Source organism: Nitrosospira multiformis (assembly GCF_900103165.1).
Taxonomy (GTDB): Bacteria; Pseudomonadota; Gammaproteobacteria; order Burkholderiales; family Nitrosomonadaceae; genus Nitrosospira; species Nitrosospira multiformis_D.
Genome location: NZ_FNKY01000001.1, coordinates 1390166 through 1404083 on the forward strand (window position 1 = coordinate 1390166; position 13918 = coordinate 1404083).

Annotated in this window: 11 protein-coding genes and 1 CRISPR repeat array (1 of these 12 only partly in view); of the genes, 3 read left to right on the top strand and 8 right to left on the bottom strand. The window is 53.3% G+C overall.

The window, feature by feature from the left end; translation table 11 throughout:
* Nucleotides 1-1103: a CRISPR direct-repeat array (repeat unit 37 nt; unit sequence GTAGCGCCCAGCGAACTGGCTGGGCGAGGATTGAAAC) (it extends 4733 nt beyond the left edge of the window).
* A 266-nt stretch (nt 1104-1369) separates the two neighbouring features.
* On the top strand, nt 1370-1906 hold the full coding sequence (locus BLR00_RS06205; RefSeq protein WP_074631582.1) for a dihydrofolate reductase family protein: 537 nt from the start codon (nt 1370-1372) through the stop codon (nt 1904-1906).
* Between the two features lie 160 nt (nt 1907-2066).
* Here BLR00_RS06205 and BLR00_RS06210 read toward each other — a convergent pair whose 3' ends face one another.
* Nucleotides 2067-3332, bottom strand: coding sequence for a PQQ-dependent sugar dehydrogenase (locus tag BLR00_RS06210; protein WP_074631583.1), 1266 nt, complete (start codon nt 3330-3332; stop codon nt 2067-2069).
* Between the two features lie 339 nt (nt 3333-3671).
* Between BLR00_RS06210 and BLR00_RS06215 the strand changes: the two genes are divergently transcribed.
* Complete coding sequence (locus BLR00_RS06215) at nt 3672-4166, top strand: macro domain-containing protein (RefSeq protein ID WP_074631584.1); 495 nt, start codon at nt 3672-3674, stop codon at nt 4164-4166.
* A gap of 97 nt (nt 4167-4263) precedes the next feature.
* Here BLR00_RS06215 and BLR00_RS06220 read toward each other — a convergent pair whose 3' ends face one another.
* The 4 genes from BLR00_RS06220 to BLR00_RS06235 form a co-directional block, all read right to left on the bottom strand.
* Entirely contained in the window at nt 4264-6669 is a 2406-nt protein-coding gene (locus BLR00_RS06220) for a penicillin acylase family protein (protein ID WP_074631585.1), read from the bottom strand.
* Between the two features lie 112 nt (nt 6670-6781).
* Nucleotides 6782-7270 (bottom strand): DUF1499 domain-containing protein, encoded by a 489-nt coding sequence (locus BLR00_RS06225; RefSeq protein WP_074631586.1) that lies wholly within the window; start codon nt 7268-7270, stop codon nt 6782-6784.
* A gap of 173 nt (nt 7271-7443) precedes the next feature.
* Entirely contained in the window at nt 7444-7752 is a 309-nt protein-coding gene (locus BLR00_RS06230) for a c-type cytochrome (protein WP_074631587.1), read from the bottom strand.
* A gap of 184 nt (nt 7753-7936) precedes the next feature.
* On the bottom strand, nt 7937-8833 hold the full coding sequence (locus BLR00_RS06235; RefSeq protein ID WP_256324068.1) for a carotenoid biosynthesis protein: 897 nt from the start codon (nt 8831-8833) through the stop codon (nt 7937-7939).
* 205 nt (nt 8834-9038) lie between these two features.
* Between BLR00_RS06235 and BLR00_RS06240 the strand changes: the two genes are divergently transcribed.
* Nucleotides 9039-12179: a transglycosylase domain-containing protein gene (locus BLR00_RS06240; protein ID WP_074631588.1), complete on the top strand. Its 3141-nt coding sequence runs from the start codon at nt 9039-9041 to the stop codon at nt 12177-12179.
* A gap of 302 nt (nt 12180-12481) precedes the next feature.
* Here BLR00_RS06240 and BLR00_RS06245 read toward each other — a convergent pair whose 3' ends face one another.
* The 3 genes from BLR00_RS06245 to BLR00_RS06255 form a co-directional block, all read right to left on the bottom strand.
* Complete coding sequence (locus BLR00_RS06245) at nt 12482-12685, bottom strand: DUF2905 domain-containing protein (RefSeq protein WP_074634166.1); 204 nt, start codon at nt 12683-12685, stop codon at nt 12482-12484.
* 125 nt (nt 12686-12810) lie between these two features.
* Entirely contained in the window at nt 12811-13485 is a 675-nt protein-coding gene (locus tag BLR00_RS06250; protein WP_371130370.1) for an alpha/beta hydrolase, read from the bottom strand.
* A gap of 27 nt (nt 13486-13512) precedes the next feature.
* On the bottom strand, nt 13513-13824 hold the full coding sequence (locus BLR00_RS06255) for a (2Fe-2S) ferredoxin domain-containing protein (RefSeq protein ID WP_074631589.1): 312 nt from the start codon (nt 13822-13824) through the stop codon (nt 13513-13515).
* Nucleotides 13825-13918 lie beyond the last annotated feature (94 nt).

Genomic DNA, 13918 nt, shown 5'->3' on the forward strand with positions numbered 1-13918 from the left:
TAGCGCCCAGCGAACTGGCTGGGCGAGGATTGAAACGAACTAATCCGGGCGCAATTGCTGAAGAAAAAGCGTAGCGCCCAGCGAACTGGCTGGGCGAGGATTGAAACAATTTGTCGGTGGCGCTCCGGTGACTACATGGCGGTAGCGCCCAGCGAACTGGCTGGGCGAGGATTGAAACATTAGCGCAATGGGCTGTGTCCAGATTGTTTTCAGTAGCGCCCAGCGAACTGGCTGGGCGAGGATTGAAACAAATTCATCCACGAAATCATGGCCGTATTTGAAATGTAGCGCCCAGCGAACTGGCTGGGCGAGGATTGAAACGTAGACGCTGCCATTTTCTACCTCGGTGGTTAGGTAGCGCCCAGCGAACTGGCTGGGCGAGGATTGAAACGGTTTCCGAGCGCAATTCAACTGGCGAGAACTTAGTAGCGCCCAGCGAACTGGCTGGGCGAGGATTGAAACTTGCTGTCGGGCAGACTGATCCATGCCTGATCATGTAGCGCCCAGCGAACTGGCTGGGCGAGGATTGAAACAATAAAGGTCTGATTCAAAGTAGGAAGAGAAGTGTAGCGCCCAGCGAACTGGCTGGGCGAGGATTGAAACTCTAATGACTGGGCAAATTACAACGTGGCAAACAACGTAGCGCCCAGCGAACTGGCTGGGCGAGGATTGAAACGTGTATATAAATCCAAGATTCACCGTGGCACGAGAGTAGCGCCCAGCGAACTGGCTGGGCGAGGATTGAAACACTTTCCGGTACCTCTACCACTGGAACAGCGTCTGTAGCGCCCAGCGAACTGGCTGGGCGAGGATTGAAACCTCGACGCCGCCAGGTTTGCTGCAGATACCGCTGTAGCGCCCAGCGAACTGGCTGGGCGAGGATTGAAACAAAGGTATTAAAGTCTGGCTCCCACATCAGCTTGGTAGCGCCCAGCGAACTGGCTGGGCGAGGATTGAAACATAGGTCGTACCATTGGGGATATCTTCTTCCTCAGGTAGCGCCCAGCGAACTGGCTGGGTGAGGATTGAAACATCAACTCAACCGTTACCGGGTAGCTCCCGCCGAGTAGCGCCCAGCGAACTGGCTGGGCGAGGATTGAAACGCATCTTCGGGATCGATCACCCCATCGGCCCAGGCCGTAGCGCCCGGCGAATTGGCTGTCCTTGCCACCGTAGCGCTGCACGAGTGTCGCTGGCGATAGCCCGGCAACTTTGCCAGCCTAGGCGAAGGTCAGATTGGACGGATCGATGGACAACATTTGATCCAGCACGGCGTCAAGGGGAGCTTCGTTAGATATGCTTTTGGATCTTGCCATGGATAATTTGTAAACGTATATTCATTTATAAAATCAATAGGAGGTTGGAACGAATGGCGAGAATTCTCGGCTATATTGCCTCAAGCCTTGACGGCTTCATTGCGACCGACGATGACAACCTGGACTGGCTCTTCCAATACAACGATATGGATTTGGGAGAACATGACTACAAGTTGTTTATCAAGGGTATCCGTACGGTTGTTATGGGGCGCGGCACCTACGATTTTATCGCCAACGATCCGACTCCATGGAATTATGGAGACCAAAGGGTTTTGGTTGTTACTTCAAGCCCCATCGATCGCCCGAAAGGGGAACTTGAGGTGCGCAGCGACGTCGACGCTCTCATCGCTGAGTTGCGTGCATTGGAAGATGGTGACGTATGGATGGCCGGAGGCGGGCAATTGCAAATGACATTTTTGGAAAAAGGTGCCCTGGATGAGATCGAAATCTACCTCATTCCCGAGTTGTTGGGCGGTGGACGCCCGCTGTTTCCCGCTACAGGTTATCGCGATAGTCCAAAGCTGATTAGTGCGCAACAAATGGATAGAGGATGCGTACGTCTTCACTACCGCTTTGACCGTTTCGAGTGAGCCGAAAATTGTCGCAAAACTACCGGAGACTGTGACATGCTTCACCGCCAGGTGGGCGACTTCCTGGACATCGCCTTAAGCTTCATGGTGCTGTATTTAGGCGTGGTGATCTGGCGTTGACTGACAGCATTTGGGCATCACGCGTCGTGATGCAAGCATATCAAGATAATATTAATCCCGGCATATTCTCTCTACGTCTGACCCATAGCGCTATCAGAATCATTCCCGCCAGCATCATCGCGTAACTTTCCGGCTCCGGTATGGCGGTAATCATTCCAATCTGGCCGTTGAGGCTCACCAGATACAAATTACCAAAGCCATCTTCGCCGAATGAAGAAATTCGTCCGGAGATGCCGGTTGGAGATAGCAGTTCGGCGGTTCGGTCAGTGAGGTCCGTAATGCCGGAGCCGATGAAGCGGAAAGACATCACGTGGTCGGTAACAAAGTCGGCGAAGAAGTAAGTACCTTGCAGGCCATCGATCAGCGATCCGCGGTATACATAGCCGCCGGTGATTGAAGCGCCTAAACCGTTATGATCATATTCGAAGATTGGTGGCGTGTGATTTGAAGGTTGCGTATCGTTAGGAAAATTCAACCCGGTTCCCTCAAACACGCGCCAGCCGTAATTGGCGCCGGCACTGCCGATGTTGATTTCTTCGCGATTGTCCTGCCCGACATCAGCGATATAGAGAGCGCCGGTTTCCCGGTCGAAGCTGTCGCGGTATGGATTACGCAGTCCGTAAGCATAGATTTCAGGGTTGATTCCGGGGTTGCCATTCGCCAGATTGCCGTCGGGAATCGCGTAGCCATATTGTGTGGTGTCATTGGGGAAGCGGTCGGCCGCTACGTCGACACGCAGCATTTTGCCAAGATTATCCTTGAGGTTTTGCGCGCGATTATCTGGATCATCACGAGATCCGCCGTCTCCGGTGCCGATATAAAGATTGCCAGTCTCGCCGGGGCGAAAACCAATCCAGCCCGCCTTGTGGTTGCTGAATCCGGTCTGCGCAATGGTGATCACAGTCTGCGAGCTGGTGGCATCCGCTACATTAGGTTGGGCGGTGCTGGCTTGATAGGTGGCAACCACCGTATTGAGAGTGGTCTTGTCGATATAGTTGACATAGAAGCGTCGATTATCCCCGAAGTTCGGATCGAACGTCATGCCAAGCAGGCCACGCTCACCCCTGGTATCGACCGAGCCGGATAAATCGAGGAACGGGGTTGGCAGCACTGCCCCATTCTCGAGGATCTTGATCAAACCGCCTTTCTCGACAATGAACAGGCGTGAATCCCCCTCGGGCGCAGTGGCGAACAACGGCTGCTCAAGGCCTGTCGCGACGATCCGGGTTTGCAGGGCGGGAACCGTTTGAGCAAATGCGACGCCGGCAAATACGGTAGCGAATAGGGCAGAGAATATTTTAATCATGATAGCTCCTCAGAATCGGAACCCATGGCGAAGTCATACCGGCACAGTATTTTCACCAAGTTTCCAATGGATGATTGGATCTCACTAAAAATAGTATCTCTTTTTATATAGAAAACTCAAAGCTGCGTGTCAACCCGAATATGAAAAATTACGTTTGTCAATTTATTGGCCAGACTTGTAATTCTTATGAATAAGCATAAGGGTACGTGCGCGAAATACTGTTTCGGTACAGCAGGTTCTTACGCATTTCGTTCTAATTTTTTACAGATTCGGTGCGCCAGCAAATAAAAATTAAGTTGCTATACTGAGTTTTTAATTGTCCCCGTTACTGGAGGCCGCATGATTCATGAAGTAAGGGGCGATATTCTGTTGAGTCATGCCCAGGTCATCGCTCATGGGGTTGCTCCTGATGATCATTTCAATCACGGGTTGGCCTTGAGTCTGGGTGAGCAATGGCCGGCCATGGTCAAGGATTTCCGGCACTACTGCCACACTGCACAGCCGAAATCCGGTAATGCGTGGGTGTGGTCCGGTGCGATGAGTAAACGCATTGTCAATTTGCTTACTCACGAAGCGTTGCATGGTCCAGGTAGCGGATCAGGGCGTGCCACAACCAAGTATGTCAATGAGGCACTGCGTGAATTGCGTTATCTATTGGAGAATGACAAATTCACCAGCCTGGCGTTGCCGCGTCTTGCCACCGGCGCAGGTGGACTGGATTGGGATGTGGTGCGGCCACTGGTTGCGCATCATCTTGGTGAGTTGGCGTTGCCCATCTATATCTATACTCATTACGAGAAGGGAATCCAGGCCATCGAGCCGAGACCGGGGTGAGCTTCTGTAATGGAGCAATGGGAAATCGATGATATTGGTTTCTTGCCCAATAGTGCAGTTCATCATGCCAAACTGGTTTTTGCTTGAATCTTAGTCATCATGGCGCATTGGTGGCACGATGTGTGACGGGATGAAGTCGCAGGGTCTGCCGGGGTGGACCCGGCAGAAACGGCGTTGGTTTGCCGGCAACCCAATCGGCATGACCGCTACCATAGTATGGCGAGAGCGGGTGGCCGCTCTGTCCGCCGGGCATTTCGAAATAGCCATGCTCTTCATCGCCTGGTGCGACCGCAAAACGCTGTGAAGCACCGAAATCCGGCGCTTGCACGCGTGGCATATGGATGTCACCAGGGAGTGCGTCTTTCCGCATGTCCAGCCAGTTTGCGACAAATTCCGGCAGAATGCGGCTAAGCGGATGCCGGATGCGCGCGGTGTTACGCTCGCCCCAGCTGCGTTCGGCGATACCACCCGGCAGACTTTGCATGCGCATGGCCAAGCGTTTGGCACAGCTGACGAACAAGTCATCCCAGCCAGCGTAAACCGGCGGCAACAAGTGCTGTGGACGATGCTCGATCAATGTCCACACCACATATTCGGCCTGATTCAGCTTTGGCAGCACAAAGTTCGGGTCGTTGCGCCTGATGGCAGCGGCAAAGCCGCTGAGCACACTGTCGATGACTTCCTGGCGGAATGCGCGCACCAAGCGATAAGCCACGGAATCCGTAGAAGCATGTCCGTTCCAATCGAGGAGCGCCTGCTGCATTTCGGTGCGCCAGGGCGCTGGTTCCATTCGATTCAAGGTGAGCTCGAGAAATTTTTTCCAGCGCGCGAGGAATAATGCGCGATCATCAAGCTGGATCGCCAGCATGCTGGCTGGCGAGAAGCGGTCATGTTCGCGCAAGCCGTCGCGAATTTGCATTGCGCGCGCGCCAAGGTCGTAGCCGCCATCGCCGAGCCGGTCGAGCAGCAAACCATCGACGGTACGTGCATTGGCGGTCCAAAGACGCCGCTCCGATGGATCGACAATCAGCGGGTACTGTGTGGGCATGAGCCAGCCATTCCATCCGGTATCCGGTTTGCTCCAGTCCGCGGGAAGTGTTGGATCATAGCCGCTGGTCCGCGCGGGAATCCGGCCTGCGATGGTCCAGGCAATTCTGCCATCCCGATCGCCGACGATAAAGTTCTGGGCCGGAATGCCCGCATTCTGCGCAATTGTGATTGCCTCATTCACGGTTTCCGCCTGCTCCAGGAGAGTGAGCTCCATATTTACCGCGCCAGGCCGGTGCGCGGCCCAGGCCAGCGCGAGCGGCGTACCGTCGTGGTCGGTAGCCAGGACAGGACCCCACTCCGTCTCGTACACATCCAGCGTCTCATCATCCCCGCCCCGTGCACGCAGGATTTCGCGTTGAATGGTAACGGAGCTCCATCCCGTCGCGCTGCGATAACGGGAAGCATCCTCCGGATGATGGATAACGCGAACCCAATCGGCGTAATCACCATAACTGTTGGTAAAGCTCCAGGCGATCTTGCGATTTGAGCCGACGACGATGGCGGGTGTACCGGGCAGACTGGCACCGATGATATCGTTCATGAGTCCGGTTTGGCGCGTGTTCGGATAGATCAGGCGCGTGCGGAACCAGATATTCGGTACACGAAGAACCAGATGCATGTCATTGGCGATCAGTGCGGCACCAGCAGCCAATGAGCCAGCGACCGCAAAGCTGTTACTGCCGGGAAGAAAGTCGTCGCTGTACTCATCGTCGTGCATGAGGCCAAGGTCAAGCTTGTGCAGATCCAGCTCGTCTGCGGAGGGAAGCCGTGGCCACTCAAGCGCCGTGCCGAAGAGCGGCGCATCCCATGCACCGCCACCGGCGGTAAGAAACCGATAGGCGGCTTCCGGGAGAGCTGCGTGCATGGTGGAGAACGCAAGCTCGCGACGATTATCGCCACCACTCAGCATGAAGTACATTGCCTTGACGACCAGTATGCTGTCCTCGCTGCGCCATGCAAGCGGGCGTGCGCGCGTCAGTAGATACGGAAATGGCCGCACCATCAGGGCATCGAGACCCTCATTCACGCCATCGCGATAGACATCGAGCAATTCGCGCTGTATGGCTGGTAACCCTTCCAGTATTGCCGACGCACGTGCGCGCATGCGATGCATCCGTGCTTTGCGGTCCGCCGGCAACGCGGCAGGCCCGAACAATTCGGCCAGTTCTCCGGCTGCCTTGCGCCGCATCAAATCCATTTCGAAAAAGCGCTCCTGCGCATGGACATAACCGAGTGCCCGAACCAGATCGTGACGATCCTGCGCGCGTAGTGTCACGCTGCCAAGCGCATCTCGCTCGACGGTTACGGGCGCGGTCAGCGCCGTCATGTCCACTGTTCCGTCGTATTGAGGCAGGCTGCCGCGTAGCACCAGCCATGCGGTGCCTACTAGCAGCAATGTCAGTATCAGTAGTCCAGGCAGGAGCCGGGAGATCTGGCGCAGCACGGCGGTCATATAGGAAGCGTAGAAGTTGGAAACGGTTGTGCCGGTGCCAGCTTGCCTTGGCGCATCCGGTTTCCGGGAACCAGGCTTGCGGCCAACCGAGGCTCATGCTGATCAAGCAAACTCAGGAAGATTCTAGTTTTTGGCGGATGAACTCGATACGTTCGCGGTTTACGCCTAAATCGCTGCTTCCCAGGCGCGAGGACGAGCGTACTTGAATCACGCCCGCAGCCGGGTCAAACCAAAACTCGGCGTCATCCACATACTTCATGATCCGGGTAGTAAATTGTGCGTAAAGATAATCGGGGTCCATTTTGACTATTTGCGCGCCGTTCATCGTCTTGATGATGCTGGCGATGCGGGTCAGCGTGGCGGCGCCGTCATCCTTCATCGATAGTGGCGCGATGCTGGCATACGCACGCTGAGGATGGTCCGGGTAGAGCGATGCCTGACTTGAGACACTGTTTGGGGTTTTTGAGGGAGGCTTAAGTCTTCCCTCATGCACACCCAGATCGGTGGGCGGCGTGCCCTTCAGCAGCCCGAGTTGACCCGCAAGGACTCCCGTGATGATCACGAGGGCAATGATAATAAGCAGCCACTTAATAATAACCATAGTGAGATCCCGCCGCAAACTGAAGTAATAGAGAAGACGATGTGTTTAGCAGCTCCGCCGGATTTTTAATTTTTTGCTTCGATTCTTCAAATCCGGCAGGCTGCCCGCGGATGCGGTCATGCTATCATTCTATGTATTCTTCCATTTTGGATAATGGCTTTCCACTCGGTAGCCTACTTGGTTTTGCTGTTTGAGAGTATAAATTCCGCTAAGCGTTGCGCTGACTCACCCTTGATATTGGGGAATGCGGGCATGGACATGCTTCCTTTATGTATTTTCTGGATAATGGCATCCTTGTTCGCCACGGCGGCAGTCAATGTCATCACATTGCCGGCTGCTTCCGGCTTGTGGCATTTGGTGCAGTTTGCGTAGAATATATCTTCCCCGCTTGCACTCTCGGGTGGCGTGTAACTATCGGTCTTCGAGCAACCAACCAAACTCGCCAATGCAGAAACCGCTAACAGCAAGGTTATTTTCTTCATTTTTTATTCTCCAATTTATTGTCTGAGGGTGGGGATTCTGGAATTACTTTTCATGGATAAGTATTATCCTGATTATATCCCGTCAGCCTGATAGTTCAGGTACTGTATTGCCCGGCGCCAGTTTTGAGCGCGGCCATGAAATATGGTGTGTTGCCTGTGCGAGTAGAATTTCCTCAGACTGGAATTATTCGGAACTTCCCGAGTGACCGAGGAGCCGCAGGGCCAGCAGCAAAGTCAGCGGAAGATAAATGAGCAGTCCCGTCATGCCGAGAAGTGATTCACCAATCCAGAATGTGACAGTGAGATTGAAGATCAATACGCCATAATAGAGACCGCAACCCAGAAGTATATGCCCGGTCACCGACCGGTCAATGGAGAGACCGGTCTGAAGGAGCTTGCGATCCAAAGGAAGATAGGCGCAAAGCGAGAGGAAGCCGACAACAGCCCAGCCAAGATAATTTTCCACGGGTACACCAAAGTGTGTGCCGGGATCAGGGTAGTAATAAATCTGACCGAGGAACCAGCGCTCCCCGCGAAGCGCGACCGGATCAATGATGATGTCGATGAAGACGAAAAAAAGAATGGTCAGGAGCATAACAGGCCAGCCCGTTCTTGTAGCGAGAGGGAACTGCATTCTGATTATGCCGCCCCGCCCGGTGTTCCGTTTGCTGAAGGCGGGCAGGAGAAAAGCCAGAGCCATGCAGTAACTCGCATAAAGAAGGAAAGGAAATGAGAGAGAATCCATAAATGGAATATCCGTGATATACAATTCCTGTCCGACGGTCGAACCGGTATAGTGGTACCAGCCAAACGGGATACCGGTGCGGGTGGAAGAGAACTCGCACAGAAGTGCCACAATCCATGCGATTACGAAGAAATACCAAGTTCTCCGCCAACCGATCAGGCGGGGTGCAGAGAATAGGAATGCCGCGAGAAATGCGAATACATAAGGGCGGAGGATAATTGTTTTAAGGAAGAGGCTCAAGAATTCCATCAAGGTTCCATCGGTTCGGGGAGTCAGGCTCACAATTCCGAGATGCCGTTGCAGACTCCCATCCATATTGTTTATTATGCGATTCAAAATTCCCTTGTTGCAGCGTATGACTGCTGCAATGTATGAGATTATCGGGCATTTATGGTATCGAATGCTGAGAAATCAACGATATCAATGAATCTGCCGTATATCTCGCTTACTCAATCAATCATGCAATGTAGCGTAGAACTGAATCCATATCCGGATCTTCAATAACCTATAGAGATCAAAATACAGTTTTGATAACTCCATCGTGAGGCGTGCGCTCAAGTTTCTTGCCCTTGTTGTCCTGATCCTGCTTCTCGTCGCGCTGACTATTGCCGCTTTCCTTCTCTACTGGGAAGCGGAAACTTCCACATACCAGGCACACCGTCTCGGAAAGTTGGCCGATGAGCTGAGCTGGGAAGTAAAAAGCGGACCGAGTGAGGATTCCCATTTTCCGCAATCAGGACCCTATGATATACGTCTGGGCTATAGCCGATTGCCGGAGCTGCTTCATAATCTCGTCATACACGGTTTTCATGTGCAGGCGCAGGCACGAGCTTCCGCACGCATGAAGGAACTTGTTGCGCAGGGCTTGTTTGTCCCTTATCACGAGAAAACCCAGGCTGGCCTGGAAATTTCCGCCGGCGGGGGGCAACCATTGTATCGCGCCATATTCCCCAGCCGTGCTTACGAAAACTTCGAAGCGGTTCCATCGTTGGTGACGAACAGCCTGTTATTCATCGAGAATCGCGAGTTGCTGGATCCCACTCGCCCAAGAAAGAATCCCGCTATCGAATGGGATCGGCTAGGCAGGGCAATACTGGACAAGATAATCCAGGTCTTCCGTCCCGAACACGGCGTCGTAGGGGGCAGCACGCTGGCAACACAGATCGAGAAATACCGCCATTCCCCCAACGGAATGACGATTACGCCGCAAGACAAACTTCAGCAGGTCGCGTCCGCCTCCGTGCGCGCTTACCTGGACGGGGAGGAAACGTTATCCGCCCGTAAGCGTATCGTAGTGGATTATCTCAATACGGTCCCCCTCGCCGGTGCCGCAGGTTTCGGCGAAGCGAACGGACTGGGAGATGGTCTATGGGTATGGTACGGCCTGGATTTTGATGAAACCAATCATATCCTCGGTTCCCAATTCGTCGAAGGTGATGCTCTTATCGAGCCGGCGCGCTTCTACAAGCATGTACTAAGTCTGATCATCGCGCAGCGTAGACCTTCCTATTATCTCCTCGCTGGACGCAAGTCGCTTGAAGAACTTACTAACAGTCATCTGCGGGTGCTTGCCCAAGCTGGCGTGATTCCTCCCAGCCTCAGGGATGCCGCGCTGGAAATCCCGTTACGCTTCCGCAATACCGCGGCACCTGAAGAAATCAGGAACTTCTCCGCTCAAAAAGCCGTTAATGCGGTGCGCATGCGTCTCGCGTCCCTGCTCGGATTAAAGCGCATGTATGATCTGGACCGGCTGGATTTATCGGTGCAAAGCACTCTTGACCAAGATCTCCAACAGAAAACCACTGATATGCTGCGCCGGCTAAAAGACCCGGAATATGCAAAAGCGGCGGGACTTTACGGGTCCCGTATGCTGGATACGGAGGATCCGGGCAAGATTGTCTACAGCTTCACGCTCTCGGAATTGACTCCGGAAGGAGCGAAATTCCGGATTCAGGCTGATAATTTCGATCAACCCCTGGATATCAACAAAGGGACCAAGCTTGATTTGGGTTCCACCGCGAAATTAAGAACGTTGGTAACTTACCTTGAAATTGTCGAAGCACTGCATGGAAAATATGCGGCGTTGGACAAGAAATCTTTACTTAAACAAGAGGTGGATCCAAGCGATATGCTTAGCCGCTGGGCGATCGGTTATCTACTGCAGAGCCCGGACAAGAGTCTGGCAACCATGCTGGATGCCGCCCTGGAGCGCAACTATTCGGCCAATCCTGACGAACGTTTTTTTACGGGTGGCGGTGCGCATGTATTTCACAATTTCACGCGTGAAGACAATCGCAAGTTTCTGAGCGTCCGCGAGGCAACGCTGAAGTCAGTCAATCTCGTATACATCCGTCTGATGCGGGATATCGTGCGCCACTATATGTTCCACATTGCGGGTTCGTCCGCCAAGATACTGAAGGACGCCGGGGACCCTGACCGGGAAGGGTACCTCAGACGATTCGCGGACAAGGAAGGTAAGCAGTTCATTAACCGGTTTTATTCTAAATATAAGGATAAAACGGCGACACCGGATATGATTCGTAGCGTTTTCTTTGCCAGCTTCCGGCACACGCCGCGCCGTTTGGCAGCCGCATACCGTTACCTTTATCCCGATTCGACATTCGCGGAATTCGAGAAGTTTATGCGGCCGTATCGGTCCGTTTTTAAACGCCTGACCCCGGATTTTCTTCAAGATCTTTATGAGGGCTACGGCCCCGGCAAATACTCACTGGCCGATCAGGGCTATATTGTCACCGTCCATCCCCTGGAGTTATGGCTGGTGCGCTATTTGACCACTCATCCGGGCGCTCAATATGCGGATGTGATCAAGGCCAGCACTGATGAGCGGGTAGCTGTCTACCGCTGGCTGTTCACGACGAAATACAAGAACTCGCAGGATAGCCGAATTCGCGGACTTCTGGAGATTGAAGCATTTCTTGAAATTCATCGCAGCTGGAAGCGGCTCGGCTATCCTTTCGATTCACTGGTGCCGTCGCTCGCCACCGCTATCGGGAGTTCGGCGGACCACCCGGCTGCACTTGCTGAACTGATGGGCATCATTCTCAATGACGGAGTGCGGGTTCCAGCGGTGCTGATCGAACGCCTGCACTTTGGCGCGGGCACGCCTTTCGAAACCATCGTCGAGCGGGTGCCCGTCCAAGGAGAAAGGATTTTTTCCCCTGAATTGGCAGCGGCGGTGCGTGGCGTGTTAACCGACGTGGTGGCGACGGGAACTGCTTCGCGACTCGCCCGCGCCATGGTGGAAGAAGATGGTAATGTGGAGGAGGACGGCAATGAAATTCTGATCGGGGGAAAGACGGGGACGGGAGATCACCGTTACATTACCTTCTCGTCTCCGGGTGTCGTCAAGGAATCCCGTGCAGTAAACCGTTCTGCCACTTTTGTGTTCTTCATCGGCGATCGTTTTTTCGGAACGATGACCGCATTTGTGCCGGGTGCGGATGCCGCGGATTATAAATTCACGTCGGCGCTTTCCACGCAAGTCGTGAAGCATCTCTTGCCCGTCCTGAAACCACTCACCGATAAGGCTCAGCCGCTGCCTGAACAAATTTTGGAAAAAAAACCGATCAAACGCGAATTGCCTAAAGTGAAAAAAAAGTCTGAAATGAACAAAAGAAAGCCTGAAATGAATAAGAGAAAGTCCGAGATGAACTCGAGTTAAGGAACCTCCGGAATATTGCGAGACTCGCAAAATGGTTCAATCGCACCTTCCCGCGGAAGGCATCGCTCCGCCCCGCACGGTCGCATTCCGCGACGGTCCACCTTACCCGGTACCCAAAAATCGCGCACTTTACCCCGCCCCGCTGCCGGATTAAAGTTCAATCATCACTGCTGATCCATCGTAAGAAAACGATTAATCCTAGAATAAATCCAAGACCTAAAACGGCCTTTAGAAATTCCTTGACGAACCAAAACAGCATAGATTCATAAAGATCCAATTATTCTTTCCTTTCAAAAGGGCGGTTATTTCCGGGACCACCACCACAGCAACAGTGACAGGAAAAGGGATACCAGCAGGCCCGTGGTCAGAGGAAAGTAAAGCCTGAAATTCTCCCGTTCGATAATAATGTCTCCCGGCAGCCGCCCGAAAGGCAGTTTCGACAGCCACGGCCATGCGAGGCCCATAAACACCAGCAGTATCCCGAGCAAGATGAGTAGGCGTTGCATAACGATGCGGCGGGGATTGGGTTTGCCTGGCGCAGCGAAACATAATTCTGTTCTCCACAACGTTTAGCTGGTTTTGCGCCGTGAGCCTCCAATTATCCCTTGCAAACCCTCCAGATTGATGACAGTCAGGGCCGGCATGAATCTTGAACGATACGTTTGAGAATGTGCAGCCGGTCATGAAAAAAATGTTCGGCGCCAGGAACGACAACCACCGGCAATTCCTGAGGGGCGGCCCAGGCCAGGACAGTCTTGAGAGGAACCACGTCATCCTGATCACCGTGAATGATAAGGATATCCGTGATAGGTTCCATGTCCTGTCCGGCGCCGGGATGAGCGATGGGTGGAACGTTCAATCGTTCCACCGATGGCGCTACCATGATTAATTTTTGCGGCCTGAGCCGTTGCGCGGCATACGCCTGAATTGCCCCGCCGAAGGAAAATCCAACCAGCATCAATGGCGGAGACTCATTGAAGGCGGAAGCAAATTGATTTCCGGTGGTTTCAACCACCGCAAGCACGTCTTCGATCTCGCCCGTCCCATTGTCGTTACCTGAGTAACAATTACCTTCGCTTTGTTCCACACCGCGAAAATTGAATTTGACTGCGATGAATCCCAGTTCGAGCAAAGTCTTGAAGAGGGTATAAACAACCTTGTTGTTCATCGTTCCGCCATACAGCGGGTGAGGGTGCGCAATGACGGCTATACCGCGTGGATGATCAATATCCGGCTTGGCCAGAACCGTTTCCAGCTTTCCCGCAGGACCATCAATAAAAAACTTTTTGGGACGTGAATCCAGCAATGAGCGCAGCCCTATAATTCGCCTGTGTCAGATTCTCAGCCGTTCGACCACCCGGCCATTTTTCAGATGTTCCTCAATGATTTCATCGATGTCTTCCTTATCCACATACGTATACCAGACATCTTCCGGATAGACCACAATAACCGGCCCCTCATTGCAACGATCAAGACATCCCGCATTGTTGATCCGCACCCTTCTGTTCTTGCTGTCGAGCCTGAGCGCCTTGACACGATCCTTGGCGTAATCGCGCATGACTTGAGCGCCATGATTATTACAGCACGCTGCTCCCGCTTCGCGCTGATTGACGCAGAAAAATACGTGCCGCTGGTAGTAGCTCATAAAAAATATTTTAGAAGTGGGTGGCTAAAGATTATACCGGAACGGATGAGTATTTCCATGGTGGATGGCTATATCGGCGAAGTGTGGTTGTGAC

Excerpts from the sequence above, each read along its gene's own strand:
- BLR00_RS06205 (WP_074631582.1), top strand. The coding sequence starts at position 1,370 with ATGGCGAGAATTCTCGGCTATATTGCCTCAAGCCTTGACGGCTTCATT.
- BLR00_RS06210 (WP_074631583.1), bottom strand. The coding sequence starts at position 3,332 with ATGATTAAAATATTCTCTGCCCTATTCGCTACCGTATTTGCCGGCGTC.
- BLR00_RS06215 (WP_074631584.1), top strand. The coding sequence starts at position 3,672 with ATGATTCATGAAGTAAGGGGCGATATTCTGTTGAGTCATGCCCAGGTC.
- BLR00_RS06220 (WP_074631585.1), bottom strand. The coding sequence starts at position 6,669 with ATGACCGCCGTGCTGCGCCAGATCTCCCGGCTCCTGCCTGGACTACTG.
- BLR00_RS06225 (WP_074631586.1), bottom strand. The coding sequence starts at position 7,270 with ATGGTTATTATTAAGTGGCTGCTTATTATCATTGCCCTCGTGATCATC.
- BLR00_RS06230 (WP_074631587.1), bottom strand. The coding sequence starts at position 7,752 with ATGAAGAAAATAACCTTGCTGTTAGCGGTTTCTGCATTGGCGAGTTTG.
- BLR00_RS06245 (WP_074634166.1), bottom strand. The coding sequence starts at position 12,685 with ATGCAACGCCTACTCATCTTGCTCGGGATACTGCTGGTGTTTATGGGC.
- BLR00_RS06255 (WP_074631589.1), bottom strand. The coding sequence starts at position 13,824 with ATGAGCTACTACCAGCGGCACGTATTTTTCTGCGTCAATCAGCGCGAA.